Genomic DNA, 23,215 nt, shown 5'->3' on the forward strand with positions numbered 1-23,215 from the left:
ATGCGCTCCAGACAGCGAGGACAGGCCATGGCATTGTCTTTAATGCTGATGTCGCTCGCACTCATGTCTGTGCTCTACAGTTTTAACACGGCCAAGGTCAACCTCAACGCGACCAAGCTGCAAAATACCGCCGACAACACGGCCTACAGCGTTGCCACCTTTGCCGCCAGAGACTTCAACTTCAAGGCCTATACCAACCGCGCCTCGGTCGCGAACCAGGTCGCCATCGCGCAGATGGTAGGGCTCTCCTCCTGGTTTAACATGACAGACAGATTCGCCCAGAATGCCTGTTACAGCCTCTGCTGGGTACCTTATGTCGGCGCCGTCGTTCGCGGCATAGAACAGGCGGTGGGCACCATCAATCAGGTGGCACAACCCGTGTTTGAGGGTTTGATCTACGCCGAAGACGCCATCCTCTGGACCTTGAGCAGCTCACAACAGGTTATCCACTACGCAGGCATGGCCTCCAGCATCGAATCGGCTGGCAAGGTGGTCAAAGCCAACGATAGCGAAGCCAGGCTGGATCTGGCGCAAAACCCGCTACTGTTTCTCGATGTGAAAGATACCTGGATATCATTCCAGAAGCGCCATAGTCGCGGTTCCAACAGAAAGGAAACCCAGTTTAAAGATTTTATCGGCGTGACCCTGGCCTCCAGAGATCCTTTCAGCGCAAAGCGAACCTACAAGCTGGGCGGCATCTGGTCGATGACCCTCTTTCCCATACGTTGGAAAACCCAAAAAACCGGTGGCAGCGATCTCATTAGCTACAAAAATGGACAGGCAGAGTCCTGGACCTCGATGGACACCATCAGTTTTCACCTCTCTAAGTTTCGTTGTAGCTGGTCAGGATGCCGCTGGCGCGGATACAGGGAAACCCCGCTGGGCTGGGGCTCAACCAGCTCGGATGATCGCGCCAATATCGCCCGGGTCGGCAATCGCCACTCATGGGGCAGTAGTCGCAGCATCAATCGCACCGCATCCCGATACGCAGGTTACGCCCAGGAAACCCGTGGCGACTACAATGGGGTGCGCCCCTTCTTTGGCCTCTCAAGCAGCGCCAACAAGAAGAGTCAGACAGATAATATTGCCGTGGTGGTCTCTAAGGAGCGGAACAAGGTCGGCACCTCGAGCAGCACCAAGCTGGTGGGTGATGGCCTCAATCCGGCGAAAGACGAGGAGATGCTCGGCAATCGCATGACGGCCCTGGCGACGGCGCAGGCCTACTACTCTCGCCCCAGAGATCTGATGCAGATCACCTCTTCCTGGGCCAGACGCGATGGTCGCCACGAGTATGGCAACCTCTACAACCCCTTCTGGCAGACTCGTCTCACCGACTCTACCAATGGCGAGCGCAGCACAGTGCTGGCCCTGACGAGGATGCTCTAATGGCCAGAAAACAACAGGGCCAGGCATTGGTCGAAAGTGTGGTCGGACTCAGCTTGGTGATTATCCCCCTGTTGGTCGTCTTCCCGCTACTGTCAAAGGTTTCTTCAGCCCAGCACAGGGCGGATCAGGCCGCGCACTATAACGCCTGGGAGCGCACCGTCTGGAAAGAGGGACGACCGGACAGAATGCCCAGCCGCAGTGGCCTCTATGTGGCCATCCGTTCGGATGACCAGCAGATGCAATACCTGCCCTGGCGCTTATACCAGCAAGATGGTCGCAAGATAGCGAGCCGCCATCAGGAAAAGTGGAGCTGGGACAACAGGGTCCACCCACTGCTCAAGTATCCTCTAAGGCGCGACGGCACAAACACTCTGCTGCTCAAGAACCTGCAGGAGTCGGCCAAGGATGAGCAGGAACTGGCCAGAATTACCGGCAGCCAACAGGGCACAGGCACGCCAGGCACCTACGGCAAGACCGTCGAGCAGGCCGTGGGCATGCTCTCTTTCACCGGCTTTAAACTGCCCAGAGATCAGTTCTATCGCACCCAGATCAGGACAGATCTGGAAAACCTCAACATGAGCCCTTTTGACGAGCTGGATCTGAGTGTTCACGGCCAAAGCGCCCTGCTCGCCTCGGGATGGAACGCCGCCGGCCCCTACCATGTGAGGAACCGGGTTAGACGCTTGGTGCTGACCAACTATATGGACGTTGGCGTGATCCGCACCGCCCAGAACCTCATCGGCATTATCCCCTTCGGCAAAGAGATCAAGTCCAACTCGCTGAAGCTAGGTTTCGTCGAGCCCGATGTGCTACCCGCTAATCGCCTATGTACCTATGGCACCAAGAACTGTGGAGGCTAACCCCATGAAATCGCTTTTCCCCCTTATCCTCGTCCTGTTCACCAGCCTCTCACACGCAAGCGACTGGCCAGAAATAGATTTTCCCGACACAGCCAAGGTAGAAATAGTCGCCGATGAGATGCGCTACAACGGCTACCCCATGAAGACCTGGGTGGTCAAAGACACCCAGACCCAGGCTCAGCTGGCAGCCTTCTTTACTAAGGCCTGGCAGAAGGACAGCGAACGCTTCGATTCGCGTCCCTTTAACGGCGACCTAGTGATCAACAGCCTGCAGCCTCCCTATCTGCTGACCGCTCGTATCAGCCAGCAGTTTGATGGCGTCACCGCCTTTGTCGGCATCACTAAGAACATGGAAGAGAATGAGCTGACTAAAGTCAGACGCAACACCTTCCCCCAGCCCAGTGGCGCGACCCTGCTGTCGGATATCGCCTCGACCGATCTCTACAAACAGGGACGCACCATAGTGCTGAGCAGCACTCGTAGCCTGGCCAGCAACTATCACTACTACCGCCGCCACTACCAGCAGCGAGGCTGGATTGAAGAAACCGCCATACTCGATACCCAATCGGGTAAGGCCGCCCTGCAGATGAGCCAGGGAACCAATAGTGTCGACATCAGCTTCGATACCCGTAATTCGCAAGTTTACATAGTTGCCAATCAAGTGAAACAAGGATGATGAACCCATGCAGTTAAGCAACACCCGCTGTCGGGGCCAGGCCAGCGTCGAATACCTAGTGGTATGCGGCGCCTTAGTCACCGCTCTGCTCACACCCGTCAGCAATGATGACAATGTGCTGGATCTGTGCGCCGATGCCCTCACCGAGTGGTATACGGCGTTTGCCTATACGAAATCGCTCTCGATACTCCCCAACTAACTTCAGGTTTAACGATGAAATTAAAATCAATTGACTTCAATTGGGTGCTGCTAGTTATTGCCTTGATATTAGGTGGTATTTCGGCGTGGGCGACCAAGAATTACTTCATAGCCAAAGAGCAGGAACTCAGAGATGAGTTAACCAAGGACAACATCGCCATGGCCGACGTGATCGTCGCCACCCAGCAATTGCAAAAGGGCGACATCATCTCCCAGGCCAACATGTCGGTACGTCAGATCCGCGCCGATACCCTGCCGCTGGATGCCATACACCCCAGCCGCTTCGGCGAGGTCTCAGGTCAGATGTTGCTGCAACCCATGGCTCCGGGCCGCCCCTTGATCGAAACCTATCTGCCCGGCATGCGTGTGGCACAGTTCTCTGACATCCTCAAAGAGGGTCAGCGCGCCGTCACCATAGATATCGATGAACTTAACTCGAATGCCGGCATGCTGGTGCCCTCGGATCATGTCGACCTCCTGCTGGCCTTCAAAGAAGAGGGCCGCGATGGCGAGCGAAAGAGACTTCAGCTACTGCTTGAAGATGTCACCGTATTGGCCACCGGCAGACGCAGCATAGATGTTAATCCAGAGCTGGTCGACACCCTGTACGACAATCCTAACGCCTATAACACTGTGACCCTGGCGCTATCGGTCAACGACGCGGCCCGCGTCTCCCTGGCAAAAGAGAAAGGCAAGTTCGTCACCCTGCTGAGAAACCAGAAGGAGTCTAGCGCGCTAGAGTTTATCTCTATGCATGAGGGCCAGCTGTTTAACCGCGAAGAGAAAAACCACGAGCTTGCCGTCGAGGTGATCACCGGCGGCAGTGGCATCAAGACCAGTACCCAAACCTACCCGCTTCCCAAAGAGATGCTAGAGCAACTCAGTCAACTGAAAGATAAAGCCGTACTATGAAAACATTGAAAATTGTCGCATTTTTTTGGATATGCCTACTGCTCCCCGCCTCGAGCATGGCGCACAACAACCGCCCGATGAAGCTCTATGTCGGTGCCGTCGAACTCTACAAGGCGGCCAATGTCGAGCGCATCGTCGTGGGTAACGGCAAGGTGCTCAGCGCCAAGGTCGTCGACAACAAGGGGGTCTTGCTGATCGGCGAAGCCCCGGGCAATACCGACCTGCAGTTGTGGCAGAAAGATGGCAAGCTGATCAAGCTCAGCCTCACCGTCACCCCAGACAACAGCCTTGCCACGACCGCCATGGTCAAGAAGATGCTGAGCGCCTTCCCATCGCTCACCGTATCGGAAAGCGATGGCCTGATCATAGTTCAGGGCGAAGCCGACCTAGCGCAGAAGGAGCAGCTGGAGAAGGTCCTCGAAGGCGGCCCTAACATCGTCTCTCTGGTGAAATACCTCAAGTTTGCCAAGACCATGTCCCCCATGGTGAAGATGCAGGTCAAGATCGTCGAGTTTAACAAGTCGACCCTCAACAACGTCGGCATCAAATGGGAGACCTCCATGGCCGGACCGGCCTATGGTGTAGCCAAGGGGTTCACCGCCAATCCTATCTTCAACGTCGCCTCCCCCGGGCAATATACCGAGGCCATCACAGAAGCCATAACCAGCAACATTGGTGTGCTGGATACCCGCGGCTGGAGCTCACTGGGTATCGTCTCGGGCATCGGCAGCCAGATCCAGTTGCTGTCAGAAAAAGGCGACGCCCGCCTGCTGGCGCAGCCCAATCTGACCACCCGCAGCGGCGAGTCGGCCAGCTTCCTGGCCGGTGGCGAGTTCCCCATACGTAGCGTCAGCGGCCTGGGCGCCGTGGATGTCGAATACAAAGAATACGGTATCAAGCTGGATATCGAGCCTGTGGTCGATGATCAACAAAACATCGTCAGCCGGGTGATGGCCGAGGTCAGCTCCATCGACCCTTCGGTGGCCGTCGATGGTGTGCCTGGCATGCTAACCCGCCGCACCGAGTCGGTTATCAACGTAAAAAACAACGAAACCATAGTGATCTCGGGCCTAGTCAACAGCGAGATGTCTAAGATAGTCAACAAGTTCCCTCTGCTGGGCGATATTCCCATTCTGGGTGAACTCTTTAAGTCGCGCGACTTTAAAGACGACAAGACAGAACTGGTTATCTTCGTCACGCCCGTGGTGGTCTATCCGGGGCAGCAAGAGCATGACACTCAGCTCAATCGTGGCCTGGAGATGGCAGAAGAAGCCACCAAGCTCGAAGCTTTCTACATCTTGGACTAGGAGCAGCGCATGTTTAATATCTTAGTCAGCACCACTAAGGGCACCAAGGTCGGCGAGTTTCAGTGTATCCATCGCGAATGTCGCGTGGGCAAAGATCCCGACCAGCTGATCGTCCTTCGAGGCTTTAAGATCTCCAAGCATCACGCCACCTTACGGCAAAATGAGGATGGCATCTTCATCGTCGATAACAAAAGCCGCACTGGCGTACGCGTGAACGATGAGAAGCATCAGGAGTTCGGCCCCCTCAGTCTCAACGACAAGATCCAAGTAGGTGATTACCAGCTCAGGGTACAGAGCAGCGATCCACAATTTCAGGCCAGCGTCCCCGCTGAGACGCCACCACCAGCGGCTCCCGTCGCAGCCGCCCCTGTAGCAAGCATGCCCGTGGCAGCATCGGTCGAGGCAACACCTCAGATAGTGTCAGAGCAGAGCGCCCAAATCCAAAGGCGCAACGAGTGGCGCCGCAAGGTGCATACCGAGCTACTCAAGCAGATGGATCTGCGTAGGGTCAATGTGAACGAGATGAGCGATACCGAGCTTCGCGCCCAGAGCGAGGTGCTGCTCAAGCAGATCATCGACAACTTCAAGCTACCCGAAGATATCGAGATCTCGGCGATCACCAAAGAGGTACTGGACGAGACCATAGGCCTGGGGCCACTCGAGGGGCTGATTGCCGACCCGGATGTCACCGAGATCATGGTCAACAGCCATGATCAGATCTTCTATGAGAAAGCGGGTAACCTCTACCTATCGGATATCGCCTTCTCAGACGATCAGGCGGTGCTGGGCGCCATCGAACGTATCGTGACCCCCATAGGCCGACGTATCGATGAGAGCTCGCCCATGGTGGATGCCCGCCTCAAGGATGGCTCCCGCGTGAATGCGGTGATCCCCCCGCTGGCGCTCAAGGGCCCCTGCATCACCATACGTAAGTTTATGCAGCGACGCCTGAGCTGTGACGATCTGGTGGCCTTCGGCTCCATGAGCCCGGCCATGGCAGAGTTCCTCGAAATCGCCGTGAAGCAGAAGCGCAACGTGGTCATCTCGGGGGGCACTGGCTCGGGTAAGACCACCCTGCTGAACGTGCTGTCTAACTTTATTCCCGATAACGAGCGTATCGTCACGGTGGAAGATGCCGCCGAGCTACAGCTCTATCAACCCAACCTGGTCTCCCTCGAGGCCCGTCCCCCCAATCAGGAGGGCAAGGGTGCCATCGAGATCCGTGATCTGGTCAAGAACTGTCTGCGGATGCGCCCCGATCGTGTGGTGATTGGTGAGTGTCGTGGCGGTGAAGCGTTGGACATGCTGCAGGCGATGAACACGGGTCACGACGGCTCGCTCACCACGGCACACTCCAACTCTCCCAGAGACTGTATCTCACGTCTGGAGGTGATGGTGATGATGGCGGGCATGGATCTGCCGGTAACGGCGATTCGCGAACAGATCACCTCGGCGGTCAACATCATAGTGCAGCAGTCGCGCTTCTGTGACGGCTCGCGCCGGGTCACCAGTATCTGTGAGGTAACAGGCATCGAGGGCGCGGTGGTGCAGCTCTCGGAGATCTTCAAGTTCCAGCAAACCGGCTTCGACGAGCAGGGTAAGGTACAGGGCTACTACACGGCTACCGGCACCCTGCCCGAGTTCTATGAACAGCTGCGCAAACAAGGAATCGCCGTGCGTCTGGATATTTTCGACAAGGATAGCCGCTATGAGTAGTCCGTTAATCGCCGCCCTGCTGGCGTTTGCCTCGGTCACCATGCTGGTATGGGCGCTAAAGCACCTGTCGACACGATTCGCCAAGCGCTATCAGGAAACCTTTACCAGTTCGGCCCGCACCAACCTGTTCGATATGTTCCTGTTTATCGAGCCCAGGCAGCTGTTTGTCATCAACATGCTGACCCTGTTGGCGGTGCCTTTCGTGGTGCGGCTCTTCTTCGGCTCTTGGGTGCTGGGGATCTTGGTAAGTATCGTGCTGGCCCTGCTGCCGCGCTTTGCCTATCAGTTCCTGCATAAGCGCCGTCGCCGTAAGTTTGTCCACCAGCTGCCCGACGCGCTCAACATGGTCGCCTCCTCGATGCAATCTGGTGCCAACGTCAGCAACGCCATCGAGTTTATGGCCGAGGAGATGGAGGCGCCGATCAAGCAGGAGTTTCAGCTATTCCTGCGTGAGCAGCGCCTGGGGGTGGAGTTCAACACCGCGCTGGACAACATGTTTAAACGCATCCCGGAAGAGGAGTTTCAGCTGGTGACCGCCGGCATGCAGATCTCTCGCGAGGTCGGCGGCAACCTGGCCGAGGTGCTGCTGCGACTCTCTGCCACCCTGCGTAAGAAGATAGAGATGGAAGGCAAGATCGATGCGTTGACCTCTCAGGGCAAGATGCAAGGGATAGTGATGACACTGCTGCCCGTGTTCATCGGCGTGGTGCTCTACCACATGGAGCCTTCCGCCATGGGCCGCATTTTCACCGAGCCCATGGGCTGGGCCCTGATCGCCCTGGTCATCATCATGCTCTCCAGTGGTTACCTGTCGATCCGTAAGATCGTCGCGATAGACGTATAGGAAAAATCATGGTCAATCTTATTGTCGCCTGCTTCGTGGTCTCCCTGGTTTTCCTGACCATCAGCTGCGCCCGTATCTACCTCAGGGTCCCCAAGGAAAACCGTGAGTTTATGGATCCGCTGTCGCCGGGTCTTAAGCTTATCTGGCCCTTGGTGCGCCTGCTGGCCTTCTATGTCAGTGAAAACCTGAGCGTCGACTATCTGGAGCGGGTCTCCAAGAAACTCCAGGTCTCGGGGCTGTCTTACATCATGACCGCGGAGCAATACTTTGCCATCCGCATCTTAAGCACCCTGTTTAGCCTGGGGCTGACGCTTATCTGTAGTGCCATGCTAGACGCCTATGTACCTCAGTACCTGCTGCTGGCCGCCGTGCTGGGTTACTTTCTGCCTGTGATGACCCTTAACGATCTGCGTAAGAAACGCCAGGGATTGATCGTCAAGAGCCTGCCCGTGTACTTGGATTACCTCACCATGTCCATCGAAGCGGGCCTGAACATGACGGGGGCACTCAGCCAGGCGGTCGAGCGTGGCCCCGCCGGCCCACTGCGTATCGAGTTTGAGAAGGTGATCCGCGACATGCGTGCCGGTATGTCACGTGCCCAGGCGTTTCGTAACATGGCGGATCGTGTACAGGTGACCGAGGTCAACAGCCTGGTCAGCGCTCTGGCGCAGGCGGAAAGAACCGGTGCCAGCCTGGGGCAGACGCTGAGGATCCAGTCGGATCAACGCCGAATCGAGCGTTTTCAACGCGCCGAGAAGAAGGCGTTGGAGGCGCCGGTCAAGCTGGTCTTCCCGCTGATCGTCTTCATCTTTCCCGTGACCTTTATGATCTTGGCCTTCCCGATCGCCATGAAGTTTATGTACGAGCTCTAACATGAAGAAAACCAAACTGAAAACCCCAAACGGTCAGGCGATCAGCGAAGTGTTCGTGGCCGATACCCCCTGGCTCAGACTCAGGGGGCTCCTGGGTCGCAGGCCACTGTCGAATGAGCAGGGCATGCTGATCGCTCCCTGCAGTTCGGTACACACCATAGGCATGGGCTATTCGCTGGATATCGTCTACCTCAATAAACACAACAAGGTGCTCAAAGTCACCCGAGACCTCAAGCCCTGGCGCGGCAGCGCCTGTCGCGGCGCCACCCAGGTGCTGGAACTGGCGGCAGGCAACTCTACCCACAAACAGATAAAACCCGGAGATATTTTGACATGGGCAAACTAATACGCCTCTCACTAATCGTAGCCATCACGGCATTGCTCGGCGCCTGCTCATCGACGCCTCAGAAGCCGGAGCACAAGGGTAACGAGCAGATCATGGCGATTCAGTCTCAGGCGGAGCAAGCCTACAAGCTAGCCATGCTTGATCAGGCAGAGAGCCTCTACCTGGAGGTACTAAAGAGCGTGCCTAACTATGCGCCAGCCTGGTTTCGCCTGGGCAACATCTATACCCGCACCAACCGTCATGAGGCCGCCATCGCCGCCTATCGACGCTGCATCGAGCTAGAGCCGAATAACCAGAAGGCCTGGTACAACATGGGACTGGTACGTATCAAGCAGTCGACCAATGTACTCAACACCGCCAGCAGCCAGGGCGATGCCGACTCAGCCGTGGGCCGTCAGATCAGGGCGCTACTCGACGCCCTTAACCAGCTGCAGAGCCAGCCACAGAACACGGCACAGGCAGGGTTATGATAAAGGCGCGCTCAAAGCAGCGAGGTCAGAGCATGTTTGAATTCAGCCTCGCCCTGCCCTTTCTCATGCCCATCATACTGGTGGCCATGATGCTGATTGTGCAGTGGGCCTTTATCTATACCAGCAAGAGCACCCTGGATGCCGCCACGGTTTCCGCCGTCCGGGCCGGTACGCTGCACCATGGCAGTATCGATGAGATCCGCAAAGGGCTGGCCCAGGGGATGATGCCGTTATTTGCCCATGGTACAGGCATGACCGACACGGTTCAGGCCTATGCCAAGGCGAGAATCGCCACCCTGGTACAAAGCCAGATAAGAATACTCAGCCCAGACAGGGAAACCTTCGACCAGTTCAAGGTACGCAGTCAGTATGACACTGGCTATCGCTACGAGATCCCCAACAACAACCTGATGTTTCGTAATCCAGCACCTAAGAATGTCGGCAATAACCGACAGCTGAATGTGCAGGACGCCAACCTGCTGCAGATAGAGGTGCGCTGGTGCCAAAAGCTGATCGTGCCCTTTGCCAATTACCTCATCAAGGAGATAGTCACCTCGCCGTTTTACAACCCGAGTCAGGACCAACTTGCCTGCAACCTATTGGGGCTAGCAACGGGAGATACCTATCTGGCGCTCACGGCACAGGGGCTGATGCGCATGCAGACCCCGTTTCGAATGTAAGCCCGACGAAATACCTAAACCGAATATTCAATACCAAACAGACAATCTGGACCTTGTAAAATCATAGGGATATATAAGATGAAATACACGTCTCGCCTGACCAAGCAACATTGGCTGGCACTCATGCTTAGCTCAACCCTGGCAATAACGGGTTGTAACGGCGAACTCGAAGAGGGAGAAGGCCCAAACGCTGAGATACCGACGGATCCCGTCGATCCTGTCGACCCCACAGAACCAACGGATCCCACAGATCCAAGCGATCCTCCTCAGGTAGGCACCTGGGAGAACAAGGATGAAGATGGCGATGGCGTGGTGGATGAATTGGATGATTATCCGTTTGATGCCAGCAAGCATGCTTATCCTCTGTTTGTAGAACAAGAGCCAAATGACAATCCTGCGGTAGCCACCCCAATCGAAATCGATCTCGGCGTCAGGGTACAAGGTGTCATTGACTCAGAGTTTGATAAAGGCGACCTGTTTAAATTCCATGTCGATGAGCCACAATCTTACACAGCCTATTTCACTTCACCTTCGGCAAGGTTTAAACCTCAGGTTTATGTTTCAGATGCCAATGGTTTGGTTATTAATGACATTCAACTATATCGATACACGCGAGCAAATACCTATGTAGTGAACTTTCCCGTCTATACACCAGGTACTTATCAGCTCAGTATCATAGATGAGAACTATGCTGGCGGTAGCGACCTCACCTATCAAGTGACTATGTTTAACGATCAGGATATCGACGGATTCGACGATACGAAAGAGCCCGCCTTAGGCGCAGATATCAATGAAAATGATCAAGATAAAGACAAAATCATTGACGGTATCGAATTCAGTATGGCCTTGGAGAGTCTAGGACTAGATACAGACAGGGACGGCATTCCCAATTGGTTAGATACCGACTCAGACGGCGATAGTTTCAACGATTCCATCGAAGGCATGGAAGATTTGGACAACGACGGCGCCCCCAACTTCCTTGAGCGCGATGCCGACGGTAACGGTATTGATGATCAACTAGAAAGCGGCAACAGCAATGATCCCACTAACACGGATAACGATAAATTCATTGATCACTTAGATAACGACGACGACAACGACGATATCTTCGACAAGAATGACGCTCAACGTTTAATCCCGGCCAATATTGTCTCCTGGACCAAGCCAGGCGATCTCTTTATCGAATCTCTGCACACCCTCTTCCAGCAGAATAAGATCAAAAACTATCTCAGAGCCGGGGATGAGTTCGAACTCACCGTCGAAGGAGTGTCTAGTGCGTCTGAAAACACCCTGTTAGTGGTGAACATAAATGGCAGAATTTACAACCTATTTCCAAAGCAGGTCGAACACGCATCGCAAAGAAGCCACCTAAGGTTTTTACTTCCCCAGGATATGGGTAAGGGCGCGCTCTCGATTGTTATCGGCACAAATAAATCTGACCCATTTCCAATTGAAATTGGCGACGCTGAACTGCCACTACTCATGAGTTCTAACCCTAGAAGCCTCAAACCAGGCCAACAGATAACACTTAGTGGTGACAACTTTGATGAAGACACCAGCGTTTTCTTCAACAACCAACCTGTCAATGCCCAGTTCGTCGATGAAAACACTGTTAGAACCACAGTGCCAGAGACATTGAGTGGTGGTAGCTACTCTGTCAGCAATGCTCACGGACAGAGTAACCCCATCACCTTCATCATCACACAAGAGATAGCCGTTAACGTCCTCGAACCTTCAGCCAAACCTTTAGCTGCGATAGGGGGGATCTATCCCGAGATGGCCAAGGCGCTTAATGGTAATAGCTTCGAATTGGAGAAAATGGGGAGTGAGGCGGAAGTCATCTTCTCTTATACCCAGGGTGCCGACGGCCAACTCGAAGCCTACCTGAGTACAGTCTATTCCATGAACCAAGACAGTATCTCATTGAGCTTCGAATCAACAGCCTTGGCAAGCTTGGTACTTCATATGAACTATTACTATGAGGCAAAAGGTGTCGGCACAGAGAAATTCATGCAAATAGTGCAGACAACACAGGCATACCAAGCTTACCTCGCAGAGGCCAAAGCGGCACTAGCCAAAGATTCGAGCTTCTTCGGCTATAAGGCGAGAAAAGCTGAGGCTTACGATCTCCTCAACCGGTTTGAGTCGAAAATCAAGGAAGAGCTGGCCTCAAAGGGTTTGCTAAAATCCTCGTTATCGCCATCCAAGGCTAGGTTTACCCCTCTAGATAACGATGCCGCAGGCTCGAGTACCAACCAGGCACTATCCGCTATTGAACCCAGCATAGTCTCCTATCCAGAGACCAATGGCACTTGGCAAGCCTTCGACATGTCGATGGCGGCCACAACCTTCGCCGAAAACAGTACAGAGATAATGAATAACTGTGGCGAAGGGGTCGATCCCAAGTGGTACCAAGTATTAAATGCCGATGGCTGTGTTGAAATTAGAAATCGCAGTCAGCTCTACCTAAGCGCCAGAATCTATCCTATCGATTCCAAAACAGGAGAGATAAAAACAGATCTAGCCTCTCTCAACAAACCGATTGCCGACCATATCACTACCCCTTGGGATTCGGGCATGATGGGGCCGCAATCTGGTACCTGGTTAGGCATTTCGCTCTGGTCGAGTGATTCCCTTATCGACAAGTGCGTCTATACAGATTGCCTATACCAGATCATCACACCTGGCGTTGATGGCATTTTCGGCCCCAGCCCATTCAGCTTCAGGGGGCAAGAGGCCTACGATAAGCGAGCTCAAGATGCCCGTAAGATGTTGGCGATCAGGACCATCATAGATAATGTCGTCATTCGGTTTTACTCCATATTATTCGATGCGGCGGGCATAGACCTCAACGACAGCAAATACAAGAAACAGGCAACAGCCCTGGCAATCGTCAAAGCCGTTTATCAATACCTGCCAGCCATCAGCACAGAGATCGACAAACTAATGGCCAAGGATAAGCCAAGTTTTGACGACTGGCAGACCCTTGCGGCTAATCTAGGGAAGGAGTTATACAGCAAAGAGATCAAGGCGGTGATCTCAGATCCAACCAATCGTGCCTCCTACGGCCCAGTCACCATGGCACTTCTGACTGCATTAGAGGTTGACGAGAAATACTTCATCAACAAAATGCTGCAAAAGGTCGCCCAAAAATTTATTCCCGGCTGGGGGACTATTACCTCGGTATATGAAGCCAGTAAGCTTGCGGACTCTATGGTCGATATGGCCAAAACCATAGACGATCTGGTCGATGTGCCGACCAAGCTCGACTATATCGTTACCTGGGGACTAAAGGCCTCAGATATCACGCCAAGAGCCATTGAGAAGACCCAAGAAACTAAACGATTTACCCTAGTCGGAAGTGGCATGGCCGTCGTTAAAGGGGTATTTGGTGATACCAAACCAGAAGTGAAAGTCTTCGATCTGGGCAAGGGTGAGAAGCAGCTCGACACCAGTTTCGTAAGCGTCAATAAACTGGGCACTGAACTGACCTTTGACCTTAATGACATAAGCCAAATCGAGAATGCTGTAGGCCCCTTAAAGGTTGAGGTTCACCACAGAGATGAGGTGGCCGAGGTACCTTATGAAATTCTTATCGGCACAGATCTCACGATCACTAACATAACGCCTAACAAGGCTTCTCCCGGCACAGAGTTAGAGATAAGTGGCATTGGTTTTAGTAAACAACCAATGGGCAATATCGTCACCTTTAGCGGTGCGAATGGGGAACGTATTAGAGCTGCGGTAAAGTCTGCCACCACAGATACCCTAGTGATTATCGTGCCTAATGGTGCGGTGACTGGGTATATCACCGTGGAGGTCGCCAATATATTGAGTAATCAATACCCATTCGTTGGACCAAGCCAGCTACTGATCACCTTTGGTGACAATGGTAACTTTAACGACGATGTGTTTAAATTATCGGTCAATAACAAGGTGATGTATGACAACAACCAACCTCAACGCAAGGTGGGCCCACTAAACGTCTCACTTGAGGAAGGTGAACATACTGTCCAGTTAACAGGTATTCGCGCCGACGACGGCATTGCCACCTACTACATTGAATTTGCTGGTGATGTTGTCAATGTCAGCGGTGATGCGTTAACGGGTAGAGACTTATGTCCAAATACACATAAGACCTATAAAGTCACCATCGCCAGCGGCGCTGACAGCTCAGGGCAATCGGCTTCGTTAAAAGCACAGATACAGCCAATGATATTGCAACCCGAGTATGCCAATATGGCAGCCGAGACACCAACAGAGTGTCCCAAGGCCAACCAATAAAGGACAAAATGGCCCCTAGGGGCCATTTTTTTATCAGGGATAAAAAAATGTTAAAACCACTCGCGGTATTGATAACTTTGGCTAGCTACCGCGGCGCTCCACAAGGCGACAGTCACGACATGATTTATTTACTCAAATAGCGGCATTCACAGGCTCACTTGGCATAAAAGGAACCCGATAAGCATGGAAAAGCTAGCCCTTGACGACACCCCTTGGTTCGGCACCACTGATTTCAAGGGAAAAAATCATCTAAGCCGAGATAGCGACATACGCCTAAATTCATCCAGGCTGCTCTATCCGTTGCCCTTCCCGTTAGAAATACTCTTTTTCATTGGCCCACTGACTTTGGCCATTCTGCCCTTTATCAATCCTAGCCTTATGCTTCCAGAGGCCTGGCTGATGCTAAATATCGGCGCCATCATAAGTTATCTGCTTCTCAAGAAACTGTTTATCAATGGTATTTATGGCCTGGCGAAAAACCATGTTTGCCAGATTAACGCCGAAAGGCTCTGTATTCCCGGCAGTCGCCTTATCGATATCAAAGCGGGCCCTGTGGAAATTCAACGACGAGACATAAAGCAGATAGACGTGCGTTATTGGCCCAGCACACGCGACCTGCGCACCACCTATGATGTCAGCGAACTCGTCATCATGCTGCAATCGGGTAAATCAATCTGTTTGAAGAGCCTCTACTTCCCGATTAAGCCGCTACTCTACCTGCTAGTCTATTTCGACTACCCCATCGCAACGCAAAAACGTCGACACTCTTTGGCCATCGTCGCTCGTAGCCTGTTTGTCGCCTTTCCTATCGTTGCGCTTGTGGCGGTAACTGGCTTGCTGTTTAAAGAGTATTTTCTGTAAGCCCATCAACTTAACAAGGAGCAAACCGGATGAACAAACCATGGACGGCAATAGCATTACTTGGAACCATAGCGGGAACATTAGCGGGAACGCTAATATCAACCGATCTCCAGGCCTCAACCGAGCAGGATTACAGTCATGACCCCTTGGCTCAGCGCTGCATTAAGATGCTGGATATCTACGCTGCTGAGGACTTCGACGCCTATATTGCCGAGTTTCCCGAGCCCTGGCTAGGCATCTTCGGTGAGAAGACCTTGAGGAAACAGCTCGCCGACAGACATGGGAATTACATAGAGACCTATCAAGATAAACCCACCTCCATCACTATACGTTCGATAGAATCAGCCAAGGTAGCTCAAATAGAGAAGGAGCGACTCGGTGCCTCCGAGGCCAGGGAAGTAGAGATAGATATGAGCAATGAACTTGGCGGTGGTCATCTAACTGCTTGCAAATACCTACGCATAGGTGACAGCTGGTATTTCCGCTCATTACGGCTATAGCCTTGAATTAACACCTATTATCTGAGACATTCTCAGCATCTTCTTGGGCAACTTGATTGCCCTTTTTGATCTATTACGCGGCAATCTGAGCATTGATGCTCAACATAAATGGGAAGAAAAAGGACTTTCAAACGCGATGAACTCACTCGATCACCTGCTGGAAAATCTAAAATGGTTCGATACCGTCTTCTTGAGCCAATACCTTGGCCTCGACAAGCAGAGCGAGAAGAAGCTCCCGATCTCGTTTAACTTCTTTGCCCTGCCGCTTAAGAAAGAGTTCCTGCTCGCCACCAGTCTGCTCCCCTTCATCCTATTGGCACTGTTCATTCCTTCTGTCGACCCCAGGTTCGATTTTTTACGCTTCCCGATATTGACCATAATAGGCCTGCTGGTTTACGCCATTATCCGTAAACGCCAAGTCAAGGCGCACCTGGGGATAGAAACCGATAGTCAGGCAAATCAGCAGATCATCATAAGCCAATCTGGCATCACCTTGCCCCCCTTTCTCAGCAGCAACTCTGGGTCGTCGCAAAGCATAGGCCGAGAAGAGATAGCCCAGCTGCGGTTCGACTGGCACAGCTACCACAACAGCAATCAAAAAGAACGTAAGCGCGCCCATAGCCTCGTCATCAGGCTGAAACAGGGGAAAAGCTACCGTTTATCCAGCATGGCCTATCCCCTCAGAAGCCTGCTCTATCTGGCCATCTTCTTCGATTACCCTATCGTTATGCAGGAAACTAAGCCCCCCAAGGAGCGACTGGTTAGCTTTCTCCTCGCCCTGGGGGCGAGTGTCTTGCTACTGAACCTATGGATGATTTTCATCAGCCCTTAACTTGACGCTGAAAGCGCTTAGGCGATGCATAACGATGATTTTTTTGCCGATTAAACCGCCAAAATACACCCGAAAGAATAATGTTTCCGGTCGATATTTTGCGATAGGATCGCTACGAATAGACCTAAAGGCTTATTTTAAGTGATTGTGAATACAGCATATTGGGACGACTTTCGCTCAAATTAGCATGCAATCACACAGGACGAATTTTCCATTCATCTAAAGGACTAACTCGATGAAAATTGCTTCACTCTCAGCTCTATCCCTAGCCCTGTTGTTAACCGCCTGCGCCTCAGATCCCGGCCCACGCATGGCACTGGAGAAAACCGTCGAAGTCGATGGCACCATGCTCAAGTTTAACGGCAGCTACCACGACAAGAAGAACATCTTGATCCTCAGCGTCAACGGCGACCCAATCATGCAGGGCCGATTCGCCCCTTACACCCCAACCCAAAACCTTAAGGCTAACTACAAAGACTTTGCCGTACGAAGCCACTGCTACTTCGGCTCTGTACTGGGTAATCAGGGCGGTGCCTTCGGCGCCATCGCAGGCATAGTGCAATCTTCTAAGAGCAGCACAGCCGATAAGTGCGAGCTCTATGTCAACGAAAAGCTAGTAGACAACCTCTACTTCTAAAGCTGATCGCCATGGCATAGGCAGGATTGTCTATGCCAAGGCGGCTCAATCGCAAGATTGACGCTCCCTCAACGCTCGCCATCTGATAAGGCTAAGTCGTGTTATTTGATCAAGCCCTTAGACTCCCCAAAAGCATCTCCAATTTCAGCGGCAAGGTACTGCGCCCACTGGTGCTGACCTCGGCGCTTAGCTTAGTTTCAACTAGCGGTCTGGCCTCTGCCGATACCAGCGCAGACTCCGACAGAGATGCCATCAAACAGTTTCAACGGGAAACGATACCGCTGAACGAACGCGCCCATCAGTTGAGTCGCAGACACAGCCAGCAGATGGAGAGCTTCTCGAACAAGCTTGACCAATATCAGGACGCCAGGCCGCTGCTGCAAGACACCTTAATCGGTGAGATGGCGCTCACGGCGGGTAAGATGTTAACCCTGACCAACGAGTATCTGCCTCGCTATCGCGCCTTCCTCGCCCGAATCGATAAGAACTCCAGCTGTTATCAGCCCAAACGACTCGAACAATTTCAACAGACCAGAGACGAGGTACAAGACTATCTCAATCAACTGCAAGGCCTAATCAGCTCCCAGAATCAGGCTCAAGATCAGGGAGATGCCTACGCGGCCCTGATGGCGATAAATATCGGTCAGAGCAGAGCGGCCGTGCTGGTCAACCTGCTGGAGACCAGCAAACTCTGCTTTGTCACCCAGGCCATGCCAGAAGCCGCCCAAGATATCATAAGGCTCGAAGGCCTCATGGCCGAGCGGCTACCCGAAATAGTCGAGTCGGCCAACCTATCGGCACCCGAGCCTGAAGGGCTAGCGCATTCAGAATCTAGCCCTATCGAAATTAGCCCGGCTGAATCAAGCATTAACGCACCAGACCTTAACGGGACTGATATTGAGAGCGCGGCTGCGATCCGCACCGAATATAATGCGGCAGGCCCAGCCACTTCTGGCTCAAAGTCTGCCAACAGTGACAAGCTTAACCAGCAAGACGAGGCGCTCGATGCCTGTATCGCACAGCAGGTCTCGCAACTGGGGCTGACATCGACCCAGGCGCTTACTGTGTTGAGCTGCCGCCTTTCCAGCACCTCCGTCAGCCTAAAGCGGCTGAGCAAGCTATCTAACCTGGAGATCCTGAGCCTACAGGGCGGCGTGCTGGCCGACCTATCGGCGCTGGCAAGCCTTAACCATCTCAGCATGCTGAGCATAGAGCAGAGTCAGATCATCACCTTTGGCGACCTCAAGGCGCTTAAGGGCAACCTTAGCTTCAGCGAGGTCGATAGCCAAGACTGGCAGGCTCTGGCAAGTACCCAAGCCGAGTCGATCGCCATCATGTCGCCGACCCGCTGCGAGGCCTTGAAGCCGCTCGCAAATCAGCCAAATGTTGCCTTGCTCTACAAAGACCTATCGCCACAGGCCATGGCCGATCTCATGCAGCGCCAGGCATCTATGCTGGGGCTCACCATAATGACAGATTGCCCCGCGCCTTAAGTGGGGCCCGTAATATGCACAGAATAGATATTGATAAAGTAGACTTTTCAAAAACTTAAAGGGAATTAAGATGAAACCCCAAACTCTCGCCTGCACACTCGCCTTATTTGGCGGCTTAGGCCTCAGCGACCTGGCCCTGGCCAATGACCTCCCCTTTCAGCCACTGCCGGAAGGTAAACTTTATAAGCAAGAAGATCGCCACTACACTCCCTTCGACCTGGTGATTGGCGTCAACAAAAACACCTACCAGACGCAGACGGTTGCCGGTCAGCTGAAACGAGTCAATTACAAGTTGCCAAGCAGCTATCTGGCCTCCCACGCCGTCAACAACTATAAGGCACAGATCGAAAAACTCGGCGGCACAATACTGTTCGAGTGCCAGGAGCAAGCCTGTGGCGATGACCACAAACTCTCAAAACGGATAGCGCCGCTCAGCGACATTCCCAAGAAGACTCCCGCGCTGCTAACCGCCAAGCTACCGCTTGCCAAGAAACAGCTATATCTTTCCGTCTATGGCGCTAATTGGCACAAGGGCGCCGGCCTGCAGCTGGATATCGTCGAGGTAATTGACGAGCCGCTGGATCTGCTTGCCACCAACCAGGCCTACCTGACAAGCGAAGTCAGTCAGAGCGAGTTTAAGGACAGAGGCAACAAGGATACCCAGGGCTCGAAGGACCATCCGATGATAGCCAGGCTTCCCGGTGCCTTCATCCAAAAATATCAGCAGCAGGGCTATGCCCAGACCTTGGTATTTGACGGTGTCGAACAGGGCCAACATAAGATCAAGACCCTAGAGGGCAAGGTCACCGACATCGGCTATAAACTCCCAAGGGGCTACTCGGAGTTTGAGGTCGATGCTAACTATAAGGCGGCGCTGGAAAAGCTTGGCTTTGTGCGCGGCTTTAACTGTCAGGGCTTAGCCTGTGGTAAGACAGATCTCATCGAACGTCGCATCAAGACCCTGATCAGCATAGGTTTCGATGAAAACCAATATTACAGCCTATATCGACTCGATCGCCCCGAAGGCGCTGTGCACGCCATGGTCTTTATCACAGGTTTTAGCGGCGGCCTATGGAGCGAGATAAAGGTGGTAGAAGAAACCAAACTCGTCGACGACAGAGTGGTCATAGATCTCGAGGGGCTCAAGGATAAGATCGCCCAGCAAGGCCATGTGGCGCTGGACGGCCTGTTGTTCAAGTTCGACAGCGATCAGATGCTGCCCGAGGCAGAGGAAGTGATCACCACCCTGGCCACCTATCTTAAGCGCCACCCTAAGCAGCGCTTCTATGTGGTGGGCCACACGGACGATCAGGGCAAACAGGGTTACAACAAGGGACTATCGGAGCAGCGCGCCAAGGCGGTAGTCGCCACCCTCACCCAATCCCACGGCATAGACAAGGCCCAGCTTAGCCCCATGGGCGTGGGGGAATATGTGCCTGTGGCCAACAACCAGAACGAGGCAGGCAGAAAGCGCAATCGCCGCGTCGAGCTGGTACTGAGATCAGACCTGCAATAGTCCATCAAACGGCGCCCCCTGTGGGCGCTGTTTAATTAATATCTTCTTGATATAATAACCAGCCATTCACTTTCTGGGTCCTCTCATGTCGCGCTCTCCCCTCCATGGCTTCAAACAACAAATCGCCCAGGAGAAGTTTGTCGACGATCCCGCTCAGCATAGCGCCATCATGGCGCTAGAAGCCCTATACCTGGCCTTGCATAGGCAGAGCCCCAAAGATCAGGAATCCATTCGCGGGCTCTATCTCTGGGGCGATGTCGGTCGTGGCAAGACCATGTTGATGGACCTCTTCTGTCAGAGCCTGCCCCAGGGAATGGCCCTCAGGCTGCATTTTCACCGCTTCATGGCCAGGATCCACCGGGAGCTCAATGCCGAGAAAGGTCATCGAGATCCCCTCAAACGCATCGCCACCCGGCTACGCCAGGAGTGTCGCGTCATCTGCTTCGATGAGTTCTTCGTCAGCGACATCGGCGATGCCATGATACTGTCCGGCCTGTTTGAGGCCCTGCTTCAGCAGGGGCTCACCCTGGTCGCCACCTCCAACACTCCCATCGACCGCCTGTATGAGAATGGACTGGCAAGAGACAGATTTCTGCCTTGTATCGCCCTGCTTGAGGCCCACACCCAGGCCCTGCATCTGGATGGCGGCATGGACCATCGTCTGCACCATCTCGATAGGGTGCAGACCTATTTTGAGCCGGAACAGGGGGAGTTTGACAGGCGCTTCGATGAGCTGGAACCCGGCGATGTGAGCACTTCGCCCCTGACCATATTAGGCCGTGAAATCACCGTTATTCGCCGCGGCACATCGACCCTATGGCTCGACTTCGACGCCATTTGCGGCGGCGCGCGCTCACAGCTCGACTATATCGCCATCGCCAGCCAGTTCGATACCCTGCTACTGAGCGACGTGCCGCCACTTGGGGGCACGCCCCGCAGCTGGATCCGCGCCAGAGGCACAGAAGATGGCGCCGCCGCTGTGGCCGCAGGCGACCGCCAACTCAACTACGCCCCAAATGACGATCCGGCCAGGCGCTTTATCGCCCTGGTGGATGAGCTCTACGATCAGGGCGTCAAACTCTACCTCGAGGCCAGCTTGCCGCTGGAACAACTCTATACACCGGGCGCCCTGGCCTTCGAGTTCAAACGCACCATCAGTCGCCTCGTCGAGATGCAGTCGCGCCAATATCTGACCGCAAGCCACTCTCCGGGCGGGGCCTAACCCATGGAGACTCAGATGCAGGCAAGTCTGGATATCGGCTGGCTGCCGCTGGCACTCTTCATGCTGGTGCTGCTTGTGCCTCTGGGGATCAGCCAGCTGTTTCGTCTCAAGCTGGGTAAGACCATGCTGCTGGCCGCCGCCCGCATGACGCTGCAGCTCATCTTGGTGGGTATCTATCTCAAATTTCTGTTCAACCTGGAGAGCCTTTGGATCAATCTGCTCTGGCTGTTTGTCATGCTAATTGTGGGGGCCAGCGCCATCTTAGGCGGTGCCAAACTCCCAAAGGCAAGATTACTACTGCCCCTACTATTTAGTCTCAGCATCAGCCTATTGCCCCTGCTGGCGCTACTCCTGCTCGCCCTGCTACAGCCTATTCCTGTCTATCAGGCACAATATCTTATCCCCCTGGCGGGCATGTTACTGGGTAACAGCCTGTCGGGTAACATATTGGCGCTACAGCGGCTGTTTAATGCCTTCGACGAACAACAGGAGACATATCAGGGCCGGCTCGCCCTGGGTGCAACACCCTGGCAGGCGGCACTTCCTTTCGTGCAGAGCGCCCTGCAACAAGCCATGGCCCCCAGCATAGCCGCCATGAGCACCATGGGACTGGTGACCCTGCCGGGTATGATGACGGGGCAGATCCTCGGCGGTAGCGATCCCTTGATAGCGGTGAAATATCAGGTGGTTATCATGCTGGCCATCTTGGTGATGTTAAGCCTAAGCGTAGCAATCGCCCTCAGCCTGGCGGTACGCCAATGCCTGAACAAAAGTGGTAAGTTGCTGATAAAACAGATCGATTCAGCCGCAAAACACGCCTAGCGATACTTGGCCAGTATGTTCTCGTATTGGGTCTTGCCATTGGCCTCTATGGTGGCCTTCACCTTGTCTATCCCCTGCTGCAGACGGTGGCGCATTTCGGGGTCGCTGTCACGGCTAAAGGCATAGTAGAGCTCGCTCACCTTGAGGGTAAAGACCACCTCAAATTCGTCGATATCCACGCCCTCGCCTTTCATCAGGTAGCGCCCCACCGCCTCCTCGTAGGCCCAGAGATCCACCCTCTCCCGTCTGAGCATATGCACCAGAGAAGTTGCCTCATGGGCACGACGCAACTGCTCACGCGCTACGCCGGCGGCCAGCAGGGCCTGCTCACCGATATCCTGGGCGATCACCCCTATGGTGTAGCCATTGAGCTGATCCTCGTCGGTAATCTTGATGCCGCGATCGGTGCGGGCAAAGATAACCACCCGAGTCGCCGAGATGGGGCCAACCCAGTCGAACAGCGTCTCGCGATAGGGAGTGCGAGTGGTGGAGAAGAGCACGGTATTTCTGCCGGTGCGGGTCAGCTTATAGCCCCTGGCCCAGGGCACCAGCTGAATACGGCGGAGATCGAACTGACCGTCGACCCGGTGAGCCGCGGCATTCAACAGATCCACCGCGATCCCCTTGAGTTGGTTTGACTCGCGGTAGTTATAGGGCGGGTAAGACTCGGTGAAATAGCTAAGCTGTGACAGCTTATCTAAGGCCAATAGCGAGCCATTGCAGCTAAAAAATGCCACAAGGGCTAAGATCAACGCCCGACATACCGCCACATGCCCACCCC

At 53.9% G+C, this 23,215-nt stretch carries 22 protein-coding genes; 21 read left to right on the plus strand and 1 reads right to left on the minus strand.

The annotated features are described in order from the left end of the window. The first annotated feature begins 27 nt into the window (after positions 1–27). From L1D43_RS13965 to fetB, 21 genes are all read left to right on the plus strand, one after another. Complete coding sequence (locus tag L1D43_RS13965; protein WP_239852515.1) at positions 28–1,386, plus strand: hypothetical protein; 1,359 nt, start codon at positions 28–30, stop codon at positions 1,384–1,386. Continuing rightward, positions 1,386–2,246, plus strand: coding sequence for a hypothetical protein (locus tag L1D43_RS13970; protein ID WP_239852517.1), 861 nt, complete (start codon positions 1,386–1,388; stop codon positions 2,244–2,246). The genes L1D43_RS13965 and L1D43_RS13970 overlap by 1 nt, the downstream gene beginning before the upstream one ends. A gap of 4 nt (positions 2,247–2,250) precedes the next feature. Next, positions 2,251–2,922: a hypothetical protein gene (locus tag L1D43_RS13975; protein WP_239852518.1), complete on the plus strand. Its 672-nt coding sequence runs from the start codon at positions 2,251–2,253 to the stop codon at positions 2,920–2,922. A 7-nt stretch (positions 2,923–2,929) separates the two neighbouring features. Continuing rightward, a complete protein-coding gene (locus L1D43_RS13980; RefSeq protein ID WP_239852520.1) occupies positions 2,930–3,121 on the plus strand; it encodes a hypothetical protein in 192 nt (63 codons plus the stop codon). 14 nt (positions 3,122–3,135) lie between these two features. Then, positions 3,136–4,032 (plus strand): Flp pilus assembly protein CpaB, encoded by an 897-nt coding sequence (gene cpaB, locus L1D43_RS13985; protein ID WP_239852522.1) that lies wholly within the window; start codon positions 3,136–3,138, stop codon positions 4,030–4,032. After that, on the plus strand, positions 4,029–5,339 hold the full coding sequence (locus tag L1D43_RS13990) for a pilus assembly protein N-terminal domain-containing protein (RefSeq protein WP_239852524.1): 1,311 nt from the start codon (positions 4,029–4,031) through the stop codon (positions 5,337–5,339). Before cpaB ends, L1D43_RS13990 begins: the two co-directional genes overlap by 4 nt. A gap of 9 nt (positions 5,340–5,348) precedes the next feature. Continuing rightward, positions 5,349–7,055 (plus strand): ATPase, T2SS/T4P/T4SS family, encoded by a 1,707-nt coding sequence (locus tag L1D43_RS13995; RefSeq protein ID WP_041508436.1) that lies wholly within the window; start codon positions 5,349–5,351, stop codon positions 7,053–7,055. Beyond that, entirely contained in the window at positions 7,048–7,899 is an 852-nt protein-coding gene (locus tag L1D43_RS14000; RefSeq protein WP_041508435.1) for a type II secretion system F family protein, read from the plus strand. The genes L1D43_RS13995 and L1D43_RS14000 overlap by 8 nt, the downstream gene beginning before the upstream one ends. 8 nt (positions 7,900–7,907) lie before the next feature. Further along, on the plus strand, positions 7,908–8,771 hold the full coding sequence (locus tag L1D43_RS14005; RefSeq protein ID WP_239852525.1) for a type II secretion system F family protein: 864 nt from the start codon (positions 7,908–7,910) through the stop codon (positions 8,769–8,771). Between the two features lies 1 nt (position 8,772). Further along, positions 8,773–9,117, plus strand: coding sequence for a DUF192 domain-containing protein (locus tag L1D43_RS14010; protein ID WP_239852527.1), 345 nt, complete (start codon positions 8,773–8,775; stop codon positions 9,115–9,117). Next, complete coding sequence (locus L1D43_RS14015; RefSeq protein WP_239852535.1) at positions 9,105–9,587, plus strand: tetratricopeptide repeat protein; 483 nt, start codon at positions 9,105–9,107, stop codon at positions 9,585–9,587. Before L1D43_RS14010 ends, L1D43_RS14015 begins: the two co-directional genes overlap by 13 nt. Positions 9,588–9,619: 32 nt before the next feature. Continuing rightward, positions 9,620–10,267 carry a pilus assembly protein gene (locus L1D43_RS14020; RefSeq protein ID WP_239852537.1) on the plus strand — a complete coding sequence of 216 codons (648 nt, stop codon included), beginning with the start codon at positions 9,620–9,622 and terminating at the stop codon, positions 10,265–10,267. A gap of 78 nt (positions 10,268–10,345) precedes the next feature. Continuing rightward, the gene (locus L1D43_RS14025; protein ID WP_239852546.1) at positions 10,346–14,551 is read left to right on the plus strand and encodes an IPT/TIG domain-containing protein; all 4,206 of its coding nucleotides are present in this window, start codon (positions 10,346–10,348) and stop codon (positions 14,549–14,551) included. Between the two features lie 183 nt (positions 14,552–14,734). After that, entirely contained in the window at positions 14,735–15,412 is a 678-nt protein-coding gene (locus tag L1D43_RS14030; protein WP_239852548.1) for a hypothetical protein, read from the plus strand. Between the two features lie 29 nt (positions 15,413–15,441). After that, complete coding sequence (locus L1D43_RS14035; protein WP_239852549.1) at positions 15,442–15,912, plus strand: hypothetical protein; 471 nt, start codon at positions 15,442–15,444, stop codon at positions 15,910–15,912. 136 nt (positions 15,913–16,048) lie between these two features. Further along, positions 16,049–16,744, plus strand: coding sequence for a hypothetical protein (locus L1D43_RS14040; RefSeq protein ID WP_239852550.1), 696 nt, complete (start codon positions 16,049–16,051; stop codon positions 16,742–16,744). 235 nt (positions 16,745–16,979) lie between these two features. After that, complete coding sequence (locus L1D43_RS14045) at positions 16,980–17,381, plus strand: hypothetical protein (RefSeq protein ID WP_041508426.1); 402 nt, start codon at positions 16,980–16,982, stop codon at positions 17,379–17,381. A 98-nt stretch (positions 17,382–17,479) separates the two neighbouring features. Beyond that, positions 17,480–18,874, plus strand: coding sequence for a hypothetical protein (locus L1D43_RS14050; protein ID WP_239852552.1), 1,395 nt, complete (start codon positions 17,480–17,482; stop codon positions 18,872–18,874). A gap of 70 nt (positions 18,875–18,944) precedes the next feature. Further along, positions 18,945–20,390: an OmpA family protein gene (locus L1D43_RS14055; RefSeq protein WP_239852553.1), complete on the plus strand. Its 1,446-nt coding sequence runs from the start codon at positions 18,945–18,947 to the stop codon at positions 20,388–20,390. 85 nt (positions 20,391–20,475) lie between these two features. Beyond that, on the plus strand, positions 20,476–21,612 hold the full coding sequence (zapE, locus tag L1D43_RS14060; protein WP_239852554.1) for a cell division protein ZapE: 1,137 nt from the start codon (positions 20,476–20,478) through the stop codon (positions 21,610–21,612). A gap of 15 nt (positions 21,613–21,627) precedes the next feature. After that, positions 21,628–22,434, plus strand: coding sequence for an iron export ABC transporter permease subunit FetB (fetB, locus tag L1D43_RS14065; protein WP_239852555.1), 807 nt, complete (start codon positions 21,628–21,630; stop codon positions 22,432–22,434). Here the strand turns inward: fetB and L1D43_RS14070 are convergent. Then, complete coding sequence (locus L1D43_RS14070; RefSeq protein ID WP_239852556.1) at positions 22,431–23,141, minus strand: transporter substrate-binding domain-containing protein; 711 nt, start codon at positions 23,139–23,141, stop codon at positions 22,431–22,433. The two genes, fetB and L1D43_RS14070, sit on opposite strands and share 4 nt — an antisense overlap. Between the last annotated feature and the right edge of the window lie 74 nt (positions 23,142–23,215).

Origin of the sequence: Shewanella sp. Isolate8 (assembly GCF_022398495.1) — a bacterium.
Taxonomy (GTDB): domain Bacteria; phylum Pseudomonadota; class Gammaproteobacteria; order Enterobacterales; family Shewanellaceae; genus Shewanella; species Shewanella aquimarina.